This is a genomic window from Kribbella sp. HUAS MG21 (assembly GCF_040254265.1).
GTDB lineage: Bacteria > Actinomycetota > Actinomycetes > Propionibacteriales > Kribbellaceae > Kribbella.
In genome coordinates this window covers 531,291-545,429 of record NZ_CP158165.1, presented here as the reverse complement: position 1 = coordinate 545,429, position 14,139 = coordinate 531,291, and the positions used below count along the sequence as shown (strand labels likewise).

The 14,139-nt window shown below is 70.7% G+C and carries 15 protein-coding genes; 9 read left to right on the top strand and 6 right to left on the bottom strand.

Annotation, left to right across the window (positions count from 1 at the left end):
* Positions 1-58: 58 nt before the first annotated feature.
* Both ABN611_RS02575 and bcp read right to left on the bottom strand, forming a co-directional pair.
* Positions 59-1,711 carry a substrate-binding domain-containing protein gene (locus ABN611_RS02575; protein WP_350278120.1) on the bottom strand — a complete coding sequence of 551 codons (1,653 nt, stop codon included), beginning with the start codon at positions 1,709-1,711 and terminating at the stop codon, positions 59-61.
* Between the two features lie 316 nt (positions 1,712-2,027).
* The gene (gene bcp, locus ABN611_RS02570) at positions 2,028-2,495 is read right to left on the bottom strand and encodes a thioredoxin-dependent thiol peroxidase (protein WP_350278119.1); all 468 of its coding nucleotides are present in this window, start codon (positions 2,493-2,495) and stop codon (positions 2,028-2,030) included.
* Between the two features lie 90 nt (positions 2,496-2,585).
* Here bcp and ABN611_RS02565 point away from each other — a divergent pair, with 90 nt between their 5' ends.
* From ABN611_RS02565 to ABN611_RS02555, 3 genes are all read left to right on the top strand, one after another.
* Positions 2,586-3,620: a glucose 1-dehydrogenase gene (locus ABN611_RS02565; protein ID WP_350278118.1), complete on the top strand. Its 1,035-nt coding sequence runs from the start codon at positions 2,586-2,588 to the stop codon at positions 3,618-3,620.
* A 70-nt stretch (positions 3,621-3,690) separates the two neighbouring features.
* Positions 3,691-3,954: a DUF3618 domain-containing protein gene (locus ABN611_RS02560; RefSeq protein ID WP_350278117.1), complete on the top strand. Its 264-nt coding sequence runs from the start codon at positions 3,691-3,693 to the stop codon at positions 3,952-3,954.
* 41 nt (positions 3,955-3,995) lie between these two features.
* Entirely contained in the window at positions 3,996-4,289 is a 294-nt protein-coding gene (locus ABN611_RS02555; RefSeq protein WP_131362142.1) for a co-chaperone GroES, read from the top strand.
* On the opposite strand, the gene ABN611_RS02550 is transcribed toward ABN611_RS02555, so the two are convergent.
* Positions 4,280-5,353, bottom strand: coding sequence for an FAD-dependent oxidoreductase (locus tag ABN611_RS02550; RefSeq protein ID WP_350278116.1), 1,074 nt, complete (start codon positions 5,351-5,353; stop codon positions 4,280-4,282). The two genes, ABN611_RS02555 and ABN611_RS02550, sit on opposite strands and share 10 nt — an antisense overlap.
* Positions 5,354-5,438: 85 nt before the next feature.
* Between ABN611_RS02550 and dapC the strand changes: the two genes are divergently transcribed.
* The 3 genes from dapC (at position 5,439) to ABN611_RS02535 (ending at position 8,745) form a co-directional block, all read left to right on the top strand.
* Positions 5,439-6,539 carry a succinyldiaminopimelate transaminase gene (gene dapC, locus ABN611_RS02545; RefSeq protein WP_350281585.1) on the top strand — a complete coding sequence of 367 codons (1,101 nt, stop codon included), beginning with the start codon at positions 5,439-5,441 and terminating at the stop codon, positions 6,537-6,539.
* A 218-nt stretch (positions 6,540-6,757) separates the two neighbouring features.
* Positions 6,758-7,990 carry a M15 family metallopeptidase gene (locus tag ABN611_RS02540; protein WP_350278115.1) on the top strand — a complete coding sequence of 411 codons (1,233 nt, stop codon included), beginning with the start codon at positions 6,758-6,760 and terminating at the stop codon, positions 7,988-7,990.
* The gene (locus tag ABN611_RS02535) at positions 7,987-8,745 is read left to right on the top strand and encodes a hypothetical protein (RefSeq protein ID WP_350278114.1); all 759 of its coding nucleotides are present in this window, start codon (positions 7,987-7,989) and stop codon (positions 8,743-8,745) included. The genes ABN611_RS02540 and ABN611_RS02535 overlap by 4 nt, the downstream gene beginning before the upstream one ends.
* Here ABN611_RS02535 and ABN611_RS02530 read toward each other — a convergent pair.
* Entirely contained in the window at positions 8,735-9,739 is a 1,005-nt protein-coding gene (locus ABN611_RS02530) for an alpha/beta hydrolase (protein WP_350278113.1), read from the bottom strand. The two genes, ABN611_RS02535 and ABN611_RS02530, sit on opposite strands and share 11 nt — an antisense overlap.
* A 133-nt stretch (positions 9,740-9,872) precedes the next feature.
* Between ABN611_RS02530 and ABN611_RS02525 the strand changes: the two genes are divergently transcribed.
* From ABN611_RS02525 to ABN611_RS02515, 3 genes are read left to right on the top strand one after another with little or no spacing between them, the layout of a single operon-like run.
* Positions 9,873-11,027, top strand: coding sequence for an amino acid deaminase/aldolase (locus tag ABN611_RS02525; RefSeq protein WP_350278112.1), 1,155 nt, complete (start codon positions 9,873-9,875; stop codon positions 11,025-11,027).
* Positions 11,024-12,325: a D-arabinono-1,4-lactone oxidase gene (locus ABN611_RS02520; RefSeq protein WP_350278111.1), complete on the top strand. Its 1,302-nt coding sequence runs from the start codon at positions 11,024-11,026 to the stop codon at positions 12,323-12,325. The genes ABN611_RS02525 and ABN611_RS02520 overlap by 4 nt, the downstream gene beginning before the upstream one ends.
* A gap of 9 nt (positions 12,326-12,334) precedes the next feature.
* Entirely contained in the window at positions 12,335-13,054 is a 720-nt protein-coding gene (locus tag ABN611_RS02515) for a PIG-L deacetylase family protein (RefSeq protein WP_350278110.1), read from the top strand.
* Here ABN611_RS02515 and ABN611_RS02510 read toward each other — a convergent pair.
* Both ABN611_RS02510 and ABN611_RS02505 read right to left on the bottom strand, forming a co-directional pair.
* The gene (locus tag ABN611_RS02510; RefSeq protein WP_350278109.1) at positions 13,044-13,448 is read right to left on the bottom strand and encodes a hypothetical protein; all 405 of its coding nucleotides are present in this window, start codon (positions 13,446-13,448) and stop codon (positions 13,044-13,046) included. The genes ABN611_RS02515 and ABN611_RS02510 overlap by 11 nt on opposite strands.
* Positions 13,449-13,506: 58 nt before the next feature.
* The gene (locus ABN611_RS02505) at positions 13,507-14,043 is read right to left on the bottom strand and encodes a DUF6817 domain-containing protein (RefSeq protein ID WP_350278108.1); all 537 of its coding nucleotides are present in this window, start codon (positions 14,041-14,043) and stop codon (positions 13,507-13,509) included.
* Between the last annotated feature and the right edge of the window lie 96 nt (positions 14,044-14,139).

The following is a 14,139-nucleotide window of genomic DNA, read 5'->3' as shown; positions in this document are numbered from 1 at the left end:
GAGGGCTGGTGCCTCCCCCAGGTAGACATCCTAGGGGAGGCGGCGCTCCTGGGTGTGGTCAGCGGCTCTGCAGGGCGTCGATGAAGACGGTCTTCAGGTCGCCGGGGTTGCGAGCCACGTACGCCGAACCGCCGGTGGCCGTGGCCAGCGCCGAGAGTTCGTCGGCGTTCGCCTCGGGCCCCATGCCGAGCGCGATGATGCGGACCGGGCGGGCCGGGTCCTGCAGGCCCTTGAGGGTCTGGACGGCCTGCGCGAGGGTCGGGCTGCCGGGGTCGTCGTTCTTGCCGTCGGTGAACAGCAGGATCGTGTTGACCGCGTTCGACTTGTAGTCCTGGCGGACCGCCCGGACGGCCGCGATCGCGGTGTCGTACAGCCCGGTGCCGCCGCCGACGATCGGTTTCGACGCCGTCAGCTGGCCGACGATCTTCGCGCGCTGGTTCTTGGACAGCGGCGCGATCGGCACCAGCGGCCGGTAGTCGGCCTTGTCGGTCCCGATGTTCGTCGAGAACGTCCACAGGCCGAGCTCGGCGGTGTCCGGGAACAGGCTCAGGCCGCCGGCCGCGGCCTCGACGGTGAGCTGCCAGCGGGTCTTGGCGCCGACCTTCTCGGCCATCGAGCCGGAGACGTCGATGACCGCCAGCGAGTGCGTGGACAGCGACAGCCGCGTCCAGTTCTGCAGGGTGCTGTCGATCGCCTCGTTGGTCGGCTTGGCCAGCTGGGTCACGTCACCGACGCCGCGGCCGCCGCTCAGCGGGCTGAACGACGTGTCGCGGAAGCCGGCGTCGTCGCGCGCCTGGGAGGCGCCGTCGGTCAGCAGTTCGGTGGCGAGGGCCTGGGCGGCGTTGCTTGCCGCGTCGGTGTCGGACTTCGCCGTGACCACGATCGGGTAGTCCAGGGTGAGCGTGCCGGTGCCCGGCTGGATCGCCTTGAGCTGGGCCTCCGGGTGTGCCTCCTGGTACTTCACGAAGCTCTGCTCGGTGGCCGGTACGACGATCTTGCTGCCGTCCCGGTCCGCGCGGCCGAAGAGCGCGTTCGCATCGGTGTAGGGCTTGGCCAGCGAGCCGAGCCGCTGCGCCAGCGGAACGACCACCTGGGCCACCTGGGTGTCGGACGCGGAGGTCTTCTGGCGCTCCATCTGGACCGCCAGCAGCGACAGCGCGCCCGGAGAGGTGTTCAGCGGGTCGAGCAGGGCCGGCTCGGTGGCGCTCAGCATCCGCAGCCAGGAAGAGGTGTCGGCGAAGTTCTCCTTGCGCCCGACCAGCACCATCGGCGTGGTGGCGATGGAGTCGACCGCGACGGTCGGCAGGCTCTGGCCGTCGTCGGCCTGGGCGACCCACAGCGAGGAGTCCGGCACCCACAGGTCGGGCCGGTTGTCGCTGCCGTGCGCCACGTCCCGTGCGACCTGGGCCGACGGGACCGCGCTGACCGTGATCTGCAGGCACGGGGTGTCGTCCTGGCCGCCCTTGGTGGCGAGCGCCTTGGCCGCGGCCTCGAGCGGTGACTGCATCTCGGGCGTGGTGGCCAGCTGGATCTGCGTCGGGTCGGCGCAGGCCTTGCCGCCGCCGAGGAACCCGTCGGCGCCCGACTCGGATCCGAAGGACCGGACCACAAAGACCGCGCCCAGCGACAGCACCAAGAGCCCGACCGCGGTGATGTACACCGACCGGCGGTTGTTGTTACTTCGCGTGACCGCTGAGGAATGCTTTCCCATCGCGGCAGGTCCCTCCCTCCCAGAGGCTGACTGCGCGCGCAGATTACCCGGTTTCCGCACGTCGGGGCGAAGTCCGGGAACGGTCGTGACCTACCCGTCGCCGAACCGGAACAGGCCCCGGAGTACGGCTCTTTCGCAGGAACGCTCAAAAACTCACCCTGCGTGCCGGGTCCGCTGCGATCCGCTGAGATCCACCTGTGATCCAAATCACAGATCTGGTGTGCTCAAACGACCGTTCCATGGACCACCGCCATGAAACGGTCGAAGGTTTTCCTCTGTTACCGGTGTTCCGCGAGGTGCCTTTTCACAACCCGATTCACAGTCCGAGGTCGCGGCGCAGCTTGGCGACGTGGCCGGTGGCCTTCACGTTGTACTGCGCGACGGCGATCTTGCCGTCCGGGTCGACGACGAACGTGGACCGGATCACGCCGGTCACCTTCTTCCCGTACATGGTCTTCTCGCCGAACGCGCCGTACGCCGTCAGCACCTCCTTGTCCGGGTCGCTGAGCAGCGGGAACGTGACGCCGTCGCGCTCGCGGAACTTCGCCAGCTTGGCCGGCTTGTCGGGGGAGATGCCGAGGACGGCGTACCCGGCGGCCTGCAGCGCGTCGAGCGAGTCCCGGAAGTCGCAGGCCTGCTTCGTGCAGCCCGGGGTCATCGCGGCCGGGTAGAAGTAGACGATCACGTTCTTCCCGCGCAGGTCGGCCAGGGCCACGTCGTTGCCGTCGGCATCGGGCAGGGTGAAGTCGGGGGCGGTGTCGCCGACGGACAGACGATCGGACATCAGGTCCTCCACGGAGTAGGTCTACTGCGCGCCATGTTACGTGCGGGCGTACACCGCGCAGGTCCCCGTTAGCCTGGGCCGATGCGGGCCATGACAGTCACACGGGGCAGGGCCGATTCGGCGGCAGTAGGAGAGGTACCGGAGCCGCCGGTCGCCGACGGGTCGATTCTGGTGGAGGGCCTGCTGACAGGCATCTGCGGCACCGACCTCGAGATGGTGTCCGGAGAGTTCGGCAGCGGCCCGGCTGGTTCCGACACGCTGGTCATCGGGCATGAGTCGCTCGGACGCGTGCTGGAAGCACCTGTCGGCTCCGGCTTCGCGGCCGGCGACCTGGTGGCCGGTGTGGTCCGCCGGCCCGACCCGGTGCCCTGTCCGGCGTGCGCACGTGGCGAGTGGGACTTCTGCCGCAACGGGCAGTACGCCGAGCGCGGCATCAAGGGCCTCGACGGGTACGGCGCTGAACGCTGGCGGGTCGACCCGTACTTCGCCGTACCGGTGCCTGCCCAACTCGGAGAGCTCGGCGTACTCGTGGAGCCGGCCAGCATTCTCACCAAGGCGTGGGAACAGGTGGACCAGGTCGGCGCCCGGTCCTCCTTCACGCCGCAGCATGTGCTGGTGACAGGCGCCGGGCCGATCGGCCTGCTGGCCGCACTGATCGCTCAGCAGCGCGGGTACGACGTACACGTGCTGGACCGCGTCACGGACGGGCCGAAGCCGGACCTGGTGCGGGCACTCGGCGGGACGTACCTGACGGACCTGCGGCAACTGGACGTCGTACCGGACGTGGTGATCGAGGCGACCGGTGTAGGGCAGCTGGTGTACGACTGCGCATCGCTGCTGCCACCGGCCGGTGTCATGTGCTTGGCCGGGATCCACCCGGGGCCCGCCACCGTAGAGGTACAGCTGGACGCGCTGGTGCGGCAGTTGGTGGTCCGCAACGCGGCCCTGGTCGGCACGGTGAACGCGGGCAAGCGGCACTACGCGGACGCCGTGGACGTGCTGCTGGCCGCCGACCGGTCGTGGCTGGAGCGGCTGATCACCCGGACCGTGCCGCTGTCCAACTGGCCGGACGCATTGGCCCGGGAACCGGATGACATCAAGGTGGTCGTGGACTTGCGGGGATGACCTGCGAGGATGGTGCTGACAGCAGGGGCAGCTCGGGGAATGCCCCGCGGACGGAAGGGAGCGCCGACAAGTGTCGGACACGAAAGCTCGGACCGCCGAGCAGATCGAGGCGGACATCGCCGCCACCCGCGCGCGCCTGGCCTCGACCGTGGACGAGCTGGTCGACCGGGCGAACCCGAAGAACGTCGCCCTGCGCCAGGTCGAGCAGGCCAAGTCCCAGGTCTTCGACGAGCAGGGCCGGCTGCGCACCCAGAAGATCGTCGCCGTGGTCGGCGCGGTGGCCGGGGTGGTCGGCGTCCTGCTGGTGATCCGCCGCCTGGTGGGTCGCCGGTGACTCCACGCAAGCGGCTCTCCGACGACAAGCTGCCGATCCGGATGCTGCACGACCGGGTCCTGGTCTCCCTCGAGCAGGAGGGCGAGCGGAAGTCGTCGGCGGGCATCCTGATCCCCGCCACCGCCCAGATGGGCCGCCGGCTGGCCTGGGCCAAGGTGGTCGCGATCGGCGCGAACGTGCGCACCGTCGAGGTCGACGACCGGGTGCTGTTCGACCCGGAGGACCGTGCCGAGGTCGAGGTCCGCGGCGACGACTACATCCTGCTGCGCGAGCGCGACCTGCACGCGGTCGCCGCCGGCCGCCTCGAGGACGGACAGACCGGCCTCTACCTCTGAGCAGTCCGGAAGCTGAACCGGGCCGGCGGCCGCGGGCCGCCGGTGACCAGGTCCCGGACGAAGCAGCCGACCAGCGGCACGAACTTGAAGCCCGAGCCGGAGAACCCGGCGGCGACAGTGACCGGTCCGGCGCGGTCGATGACGAAGTCCGCCGTCGCCGTGCTGTCGTAGAGACAGCTGATCGCCGTCGACCGGTGCGGGTCCAGGCCCGGGTACCACTGCCCGACGTACCTGATGAGCCTCGCGTCCCGCTCCGGCTCCGGGCGGAAGTCGCGGGTGTCCGGATCGACCTCCGGCCCGGTCGCGTGCAGTCCGACCTTGACGCCGGACCCGGGTTCGTAGAGCCCGTAACTGGTCGGGCCGTGGTGCACGAAGCTCGGCCACTCCAGTTCGTCCGACAGCGGCGCGAAGAACCGCGGCTGCTCCTGCGTGACCCTGAACGGCGGCAGCGGCACCAGCCCACCCACCAGCCGCGGCGTCCACGGCCCAGCGGTCACCACCACGTGCCGCGCCCGCACAGCACCACCTGGTACGTCGAGCTCGACCAGACCGTCATGCGCCCGCAGGGCTCGCACCGGCGACTGGACGCGGAACTCGGCACCGGAACGACCAGCCACGACCTGTAGCGCGTGCACCGCCCGCTCGGCGTACAGCCGACCTGACCCCGGCTGGTAGAGCACAGGTGTCTCGAACCGGAACCCGGGCCACCGCTCGGCCGCCTCCGCCGCGGACAACACGGAGCCGGTTGCTCCGTGCAACGTCCGGAAGACCTCCACCGACGTGTCGCTCATCCCGTGGTCGATCCCACCGGTCTCCTCGAGCAGCGTCTCGCCGGACTGCGCCTCCAGTTCCCGCCACAACGGCCGGGCCCGCTCCGTCAGCTCAGCCACCTCGGCGTCGTCGACAGCCGCCCGGTACAGCCGCGTCGCGCCATGCGAGCCGCCCCGCTCGTGCCCGAGCGTGAACTGTTCCAGTACGACGACCTCGCGCCCCGCGGCTGACAGCGCCCATGCCGCGGCGGACCCCATCGCCCCGGCCCCGACCACCGCCACGTCGTACGTCATCCGGTCACCCCCTGTCAGCACCCGATCGTAGTGTTGTGGACAGGGCGGCTCGCCGAGCGGGCGGGTAGGGGAGAATGGCGCCGTGATCTTCGAGACCTCCAGCCGGTTGCCGGACTTCCCGTGGGACAAGCTCGGGCCCTACAAGCAGAAGGCGGCCGAGCACCCCGACGGCATCGTGGACCTGTCGGTGGGCAGCCCGGTGGACCCGGTGCCGGCGCTGGTGAAGCAGGCGCTGGCCGACGCCGCGGACGCCCCGGCGTACCCGACGACGATCGGTACGTCGGCCGCGCGGCGGGCGGCGGTGGACTGGATGGCGCGGCGCCTCGGGGTCACCGGGGTCGACCCGGCGCGCGAGGTGCTGCCGGTGATCGGCACCAAGGAGCTGATCATGATGCTGCCGACGCTCCTCGGCGTCGGCGCCGGCGACACGGTCCTGATCCCGGACCTGGCGTACCCGACGTACGAGGCCGGTGCCGCGCTCACGCGGGCGACCAGTGTGCCTGTCGCGGACCCGACGACGTACGACGGTCCGGTGCGGATCGCGTACCTGAACTCCCCGCGCAACCCGTCCGGCGAGATCACCTCGCCGGACGACCTGCGCCGGGCGGTCGAGTGGGCCCGGGCGAACGACGTCCTGCTGGTCAGCGACGAGTGCTACACCGAGTTCGGCTGGGACGAGAAGCCGGTGTCGGTGCTGCACCCGGACGTGTGCGGTGGCAGCTTCGACAACCTGCTGGCGGTGCACTCGCTGTCCAAGCGCTCGAACCTGGCCGGCTACCGCGGCGGCTTCGTGGCCGGCGACGCGACCGTCGTGGGCGAGCTGCTCGCGGTTCGCAAGCACGCCGGACTGATGGTGCCGTCGCCGATCCAGGCCGCGATGGCGGCGGCGTTCGCCGACGACACCCACGTCGAGGAGCAGCGGGCGCGCTACCTGCGGCGTCGTGCGGTCCTGCGGGACGCGCTGACCGACGCGGGCTGGGAGATCACGCTGTCGAACGGCGGGTTGTACCTGTGGGCGTCGCACCCGTCGTACGACGCGTACGGCTCCGTCGGCGCGCTGGCGGACCTCGGGATCCTCGTCGCTCCGGGTGCGTTCTACGGGACGGCGGGTGAGCGGCACGTGCGGATCGCGCTCACCGGGACCGACGAGCGCATCGACGCCGCGGTGAAGAGACTGCAGGAGTAGCCCAACTTCCCGCGTCCGTGTGACGTCTTCCTTGTGTCACCGCCTCTTCAGAGGGGTAGGTGTTCTCCAGGGGAGGGGTGAGGCGGATGAGGCGCTTCGTCGGGGTGGCGGTCGCAGTTCTGTTGAGTTTGGGGACGGTCGGTGCCGCCTCTGCGCAGGAAACACCGACTCCGACGCCGAGCATGACACCGACGGACTCACCGTCACCGTCTCCGTCGTTGTCTCCATCTCCATCTCCCTCGCCGACTCCGACGCCCACACCATCGCCGTCGCCAACGCCCACCCCGACTGAGACGCCGACCTCAAAGGCGGCCGCGGCGGCCTGGAGCATCACGCTCGACCAGCCGGCCGCCTCCTGGGAGGACCGGCCGACCGTCTTCACCGGCAAGATCAGCCAGCCGATCACCGGCTCGTACATCACCCTGTGGCAACGCGTCCCCGGCGCCTGGGTGCTGCGCGCGGCCACCCGGACCACGACCGGCGGCGTCTACCGGTTCAGCTACGTCTCGGCGTACACCGGCACCTGGGCGTTCCGGACGATGATCGGCGTCAAGGCGGAGACCGCGCTGGCGATTTCAGACTACCGGACCGTGCCGATCCAGGACCGCAAGATCGTGGTCAACACCCCGGCGCCCTGGTACGCGACGCTGACCGGCGTCTCCGTCACGGGGAAGATGGTGCCGGCCGAGCCGGGCAAGGAGCTCGCGCTCCAGGAGTACCTCGGCAGCGGCCGCTGGCGGCTGGTGAACATCGCGAAGATGGATGCCGCCGGCAACTTCCGGCTGCGGATGCCCGACGACCTGCCGGCCACCCGCACCGTCCGGGTTGTCACGCGCTACGTCACTCAGTCCGAGATGGAGTACTCCGCCCCCGCGACCATCGTGATCAAGGCCGCCCTGAACCCCAAGGTGTACGCCGTCTCCGCCGCGATGGTGCCGTACACGTACCGGGCCGGCTGCCCCGTGCGGCCGTCGTCGCTGCGCCTCCTGCAGCTCAACTACTGGGGCTTCGACGGCCGGGTGCACCGCGGCGAGCTGATCCTCCGCGACGCCGCCGTGCCGAAGATGATCACGGTCTGGAACTCGACGCTCGCGGCGAAGTTTCCGATCCGGCAGATGCGCCGGGTGGACGTGTTCGGCGGCAGCGACATCAAGTCGATGGCGGCCGACAACACGTCCGCGTTCAACTGCCGGCGGGTGACCGGCGACCCGTACTCGCTGTCGCCGCACTCCTACGGCTGGGCGATCGACATCAACACCGTCGAGAACCCGTACCTGGCCGCGAACGGCGTCTGGTACCCGTCGAACGGCACGGCGTACATCAAGCGCTCCCCGGCGCGTCCGGGCATGCTGTTCTCGACCAGCACCGCCACCAAGGCCCTGATCGGGCAGGGGTACTTCTGGGGCGCCAACTGGGCCAAACCCGACTACCAGCACTTCCAGCCGAAGTGAAAGCCCTAGTAGCCGCGCTGCTGCTCACCGCGTTGGTCGGCTGTAGTTCCAGTACCGCGGTCCCGCAGACGACACCGCCGCCGCCACCCATCCCGAGCACCGTCGGCGGCACGGTGCCCGTGCCGACCAACACGCTCCCCACCGCCAAGCCCACGGACGCAGCCGTGCCACCTCAGGTCCCGGAGGAGGCGACCGCACCACCTCCAGCCACCGCCGGGCCGCTGAGCTCTACCAACCTCCCGGCGCCGGAAAAGCTCGGCAGCGGCTGGAAGACCTACAACGACCCAGGTGGTGCCGAGGTCGGCTTCATCGGCAACAACACCTGGACCCGCCGCCGCGACCCACACCAGGCGTCGTACGAGGCCCTGCCCTCCGGCTGCGCCGGGAGCGTCAGCGGCTCGCTGCCTGTCCCGGCGCACGCCCTGACCGGCAGCTACCGCACAGCCGACGCGCAACCCGCCACCGCACTCCTGCTCCGCTTCAAGGACTCTGGTCAAGCAGGGCAGTACTTCGCGGGTTACCAGGCCCGGATGAAGGCCTGTGGCACCGGTGGGGACCTCAGCGTCAAACAGCTGTGGTCGCAGGACGCTGCCGCGGCTGCGGTCCGTTCCTATGCCGGAGCCGAGTCCTACGTCGACCTGTCCGTTGTCCGTGGTTCGACCGTCGCGCTGCTGGCGACGACCTCCGCCCAGCCCGACAGCCAGGCCGACTGGGCGCGGAGCGTCGTACCGGCGCTGGAAGCGGTCATCGACTGAGGCGGTGCGCGTCCACCACGGCCTGCGCGAACTCCCGCGGCGCCTCCTGCGGCACGTTGTGCCCGACGTCGAAGGTGCGGTGCTCGTACTTGCCGATGAAGTGGTCCCGGTACGACGAACCGTTGCCGGCCGGCGTGAACGGGTCGTACCGACCGTCGATGGTGATCGTCGGTACCGCGATCTTCGGCGCCTGCTGCAGCTTCTCCTCCAGTTCGGCGTACTCCGGCTCGGCGGGGATCAGGCTCTGCCGCCAGCGGTAGTTGCCGATCACGATCGCCTCGTAGTCCGGGTTCTCGAAGGCCGCCGCGGTCCGGGCGTACGTCGCCGCACTGTACTTCCAGGTCGGCGAGTTGAACTTCCAGATGAACTCGCCGAGCTCCCGCTTGTACTGGTGCAGGCCCTGCGCGCCGCGCTCGGTGGCGAAGTAGTACTGGTACCACCAGGCGTTCTCGGCCGCGGGCGGCAGCGGCATCTTGTTGAACTCCAGGTTGGTGATCAGGTAGCCGGTCACCGACACCAGGGCCTGCACCCGCTCCGGCCACAGCGCGGCGATGATGTCCGCGGTCCGCGAGCCCCAGTCGTAGCCGGCCAGCACGGCGCGCGGGATGTGCAGGGCGTCCATCAGCGCGAGGATGTCGAGCGCGAACGCGGCCTGGTCGACGTTGCGTCGCGTGGAGGCCGAGCGGAACGTAGTACTGCCGTGGCCGCGCAGGTAGGGCACGACGACGCGGTAGCCGCGGCGGGCGAGCAGGGGCGCGACCTGTTCGTAGCTGTGGATGTCGTACGGGAAGCCGTGCAGCAGCAGGACCGGTGTGCCGTCCGACGGCCCGAGCTCGACATAGCCGACGTTCAGCACGCCGGCGGCGATCTGCCGCACCGGGCCGAACGGGAGCTTCGGTGTCGCGGCCGCCCCGCCCGTGACGGCCGGGGCGACGGCGGCAGCCAGTGCGGCGGCACCGGTCGTGCGGAGGAGGGTACGGCGGCTGACGTTCATGACGGTCCTTTCGGGGTGGTTGATGCCTCAACCCTCGCCCGGTGGGTGCCCTGGTCGCGCCCGTGAGATTCACTGGTGAAAACGATCCAGAAGTTTTATTACCTTTCAGTATTTCGTGTCCTACACTCCGGATATGGGTGATTTCGACCGGTACGCACGCCTCACCGCGCACCTGGACGCGCCGTACGCGGCGATCGACCTCGCCGCGTTCCGCCGGAACGCCGACGACCTGGTCCGGCGCGCCGCGGGTACGCCGATCCGGATCGCCTCGAAGTCCGTCCGGTGCCGTGCGCTGATCGCCGCCGCGCTCGAGCGGCCCGGGTTCCACGGGGTGATGAGCTACTCGCTCGCAGAGGCGCTGTGGCTCGCCCGTAACGGCGTCGACGACATCCTGCTCGGCTACCCGACCACCCACCGCTCCGCGCTCCGCGAGCTCTCCGAGGATCCCGCGGCCGCCGCGCGGATCACGCTGATGATCGACTCGCCGGACCACCTGGACTACCTCCGGGCCGCCGCGACCGGGAGCGCGCGGATCCAGGTCTGCCTCGACGTCGACGCCTCGCTGCGGATCTTCGGGCAGCATCTCGGCGTCCGGCGTTCTCCGCTGCGCACCCCGGCGGAGGTCGCGGCCCTCGCCCGGACCGTCGCCGCGGACGACCGGTTCGAGCTGACCGGCGTGATGTTCTACGAGGCGCAGATCGCCGGCCTCCCGGACACGTCGCCGGCCGTGCGGTGGGTGAAGCGCCGCAGCGCCGCCGAGCTCGCGGACCGGCGCGGTGCCGTGGTCGACGCGGTCAAGCAGGTCGCGGCGCTGCGGATCGTGAACTCCGGCGGGACCGGCAGCCTCGAGATCAGCAGCGCCGACCCGGTCGTCACCGAGGTCACCGCCGGGTCCGGACTCTACGGCCCGACGCTGTTCGACAAGTACGACGTCTTCCAGCCCGAGCACGCGATGGCCTACGCGCTGGACGTCGTACGGCGGCCCGCGCCGCGGATCGCCACGCTCTTCGGCGGCGGCTATGTCGCGTCGGGCCCCGCGAAGAAGTCGCGGCTGCCGCTGCCAGCATCGCCGTATGGGCTGAAGCTGCTGGGCACCGAGGGCGCCGGTGAGGTGCAGACGCCGGTCCGGGGAGCAGCGGCCGACCGGCTGCGCATCGGCGACCGGGTGTGGATGCGGTACGCGAAGGCGGGCGAGCTGCTGGAGCGGTTCGACGTCCTGTACGCCGTCGACGGCGAGGACGTCAGCGAGCTCCGGACCTACCGCGGCGAAGGGAAGAACTTCGGATGAGCACCTGGCGGAACTGGGCCGGCACCGAGTCGGCGACCGGGATCGAGGCACTGCGCCCGCGCTCGACCGACGAGCTCGCGGCGGCGGTCAAGACCGCGGCCGCGCAGGGCAAGAAGCTCAAGGCGGTCGGCTCCGGGCACTCGTTCACGGGCTGTTCCGTTCCGCAGCAGGTGATGATCCGGCTCGACGGCCTGGCGTCGATCCAGCACGCGGACAAGGAGTCCGGCCGGGTCACGGTCGGCGCCGGCACCGGGCTGCGCAAGCTGAACGCCGGGCTCGCGGCCTTCGACCTCGCGATGGCCAACCTCGGCGACATCGACAAGCAGACGATCTCCGGCGCGATCTCCACCGGCACGCACGGCACCGGCGCGCGGCTCGGCGGCCTGGCCACGCAGGTCGTCGCCCTCGATCTGGTCACCGCGGACGGCTCGGTGCTGCACTGCTCCGCGGACGAGAACCCGGACGTGTTCGCCGCGGCCCGGGTCTCGGTCGGCGCGCTCGGCGTGATCAGCTCGCTGACGCTGCAGTGCGTGCCGGCGTTCCTGCTCCGGGCGCAGGAGATGCCGCTGCCGCTCGGCGAGGTCCTGGACGGCTTCGATGAATTTGCCGATGGCAACGACCACTTCGAGTTCTACTGGTTCCCGCACACCGAGCTCGCGCTGACCAAGCGGAACAACCGGGTCGCGGACGGCGTCGGCGCGGCGCCGGTCGGGAAGCTGCGCGGCTGGCTCGACGACGAACTGCTGTCCAACAAGGTCTTCGAGCTGACCAACCGGCTCGGCGCCCGGCAGCCCGGCCTGGTGCCGCGGATCAACCAGCTCGCCGCCCGCGCGTTGTCCGCCCGCGAGTACGTCGACGCGTCGTACAAGGTCTTCTGTTCCGAGCGCAACGTGGTCTTCCGCGAGTCGGAGTACGCCGTACCGCGCGAGCACGTGGTGGACGTGGTCCGCCGGCTGCGGGCGTGGATCGACGCGTCGGGGTCGCGGATCCCGTTCCCGATCGAGGTCCGGGTGGCCGCGGCGGACGACCTCTGGCTGTCCACCGCGTCCGGGCGCGCGACGGCGTACGTCGCCATCCACCAGTACCACCGGCTGCCGCACGACCCGTACTTCCGGGCCTTCGAGAACATCGTCGCGGACTACGACGGGCGGCCGCACTGGGGCAAGCTGCACACGTTGACCGCCGCCGACCTGCGCCGGCGCTACCCGCACTTCGACGACTTCCTCGCGGTCCGCGACCGGCTCGACCCGCGCCGCGTGTTCGAGAACGCCTACACCCGCCAGGTGTTCGGCGGCTAGCCTGCGGGCATGAACGAACTGCAACCGCTCGAACCGGTGACCGAGGACTGGCAGAAGGCGCTCGCCGTGGTCGCGCACCCCGACGACCTCGAGTTCGGGACCTCGGCCGCGATCGCGCGCTGGACCCGGCAGGGCAAACAGGTCGTGTACTGCCTGCTGACGTCCGGCGAGGCGGGCATCGACGGCGTCGACCCGGCCGAGTGCGGGCCGCTGCGGGAGGCCGAGCAGATCGAGTCGTCCCGGATCGTCGGCGTCTCGGCCGTCGAGTTCCTCGGTCAGCCGGACGGCACGATCGAGTACGGCGTCGCGCTCCGCCGCGTGATCACCGCCGCGATCCGGCGGCACCAGCCGGAGATCGTGATCACGAACAACTTCCGCGACACCTGGGACGGTGACGTACTGCTGAACCAGGCGGACCACATCAACACCGGCCGGGCGACCCTGGACGCGGTCCGGGACGCCGCCAACCGGTGGATCTTCCCGGACGCCGGCGACCAGTGGACCGGTGTCCGCGAGGTTTGGGCGGCCGGGTCGCCGGACGCGCGGCACGGGGTGGACACCACCGACACGTTCGAGCTCGGCGTCCAGTCGCTCAAGGCGCACAAGGCCTACATCGACGGGCTGAACCGCGGCTTCGACCCGGAGGAGTTCCTGGAAGGCACCTCGCGCCCGGCCGGCGCCCGGCTGGGCACGAAGTACGGCACGCGGTTCGAAGTCTTCACTCCGTGAGGTAGGCCCGCAGGTGCGGCGGCGCCGGCTTCGGCCGCCGCGGCTCGCGGTCGCCCGCCGTACCCGGACCCGGAGGGTTGTTCGGCCCGGCCCAGGAGCGGACGAGCGCGCGGCCCTTGCGGGTCATCCGGTGCAGGTCGATCCGCTCGATCTGCGCAGCCGGGATCCCGAGCTGCGCGAGACTCCGGTTCGCCAGTTCGCACGCCGCGTCGTGCTTGCGCGGCGACATCCGCTGCTGCAGCACAATCGCGATCGAACCGTCGGGCAGGTCCTCGACCCGCCGGAACCGCATCCCCTTGTCCAGCGACCAGGAGTGCACCGCCAGATCGAGGTAGTCGGCGTGGGACAGTCGCCGATCGGGCTTCGCGCGCGCAACCACTTCGTAACGGGCCATGCACCGATCATCCGTCGCGGGCGGACGGAATTCCAGGAATCTGCTACCGGCGAAGGCACTAGAGCTGCAAGATGCGCTGCGACTCGCTGAGGACCGCGGGCGAGGCGAGCGACTGCCAGCGCGGCAGCTGCTCGGCCAGGAACGGCCGCAGCTGGACCGCGCGATCGGAGTCGTGGTCGAGCACGTCGAGCTCGTTGACGATCGTCAGGTCGACGAAGTCGCGGAGCTCCTCGGTGCCGAGCTCCTCCGACGTCCCGGTGAAGCGGTCGGTGACGGTCCGGTGCTCGGCGAGGTCGCGCCAGGTGGTCTCCCGCTCGCAGGCGCCGTACCGGTAGACGATCCGCTCGGCCTCGGCGCCGATCACCGACTCCAGGACCGGGCGCTCGGTGCGCCAGTCGAACAGGTGCGTCGGGAAGCCGTCGGTCCCGTACGCCGCGTGCGCCAGGCCGGCGAGCACCAGCGTGTCGGAGGCGCCGAGCGAGCCGAGGCGCTTGGCGACCCGGTGCAGGTGGACGTACAGGCTGCCGCCCGCGTGGTCGATCTCGTCGGCGCCGCGCACCAGCAGCAGCGAACCCAAGTCCTCGAAAGTGCTCATCTGACCCCTTCTCACCGGGAGCGGCCAGGGCCCGCGGACCGGCCCAGGGCACCCACGGTAAGGCCAACCCCGGGTGCCCGCCCACACCTTCGGCGT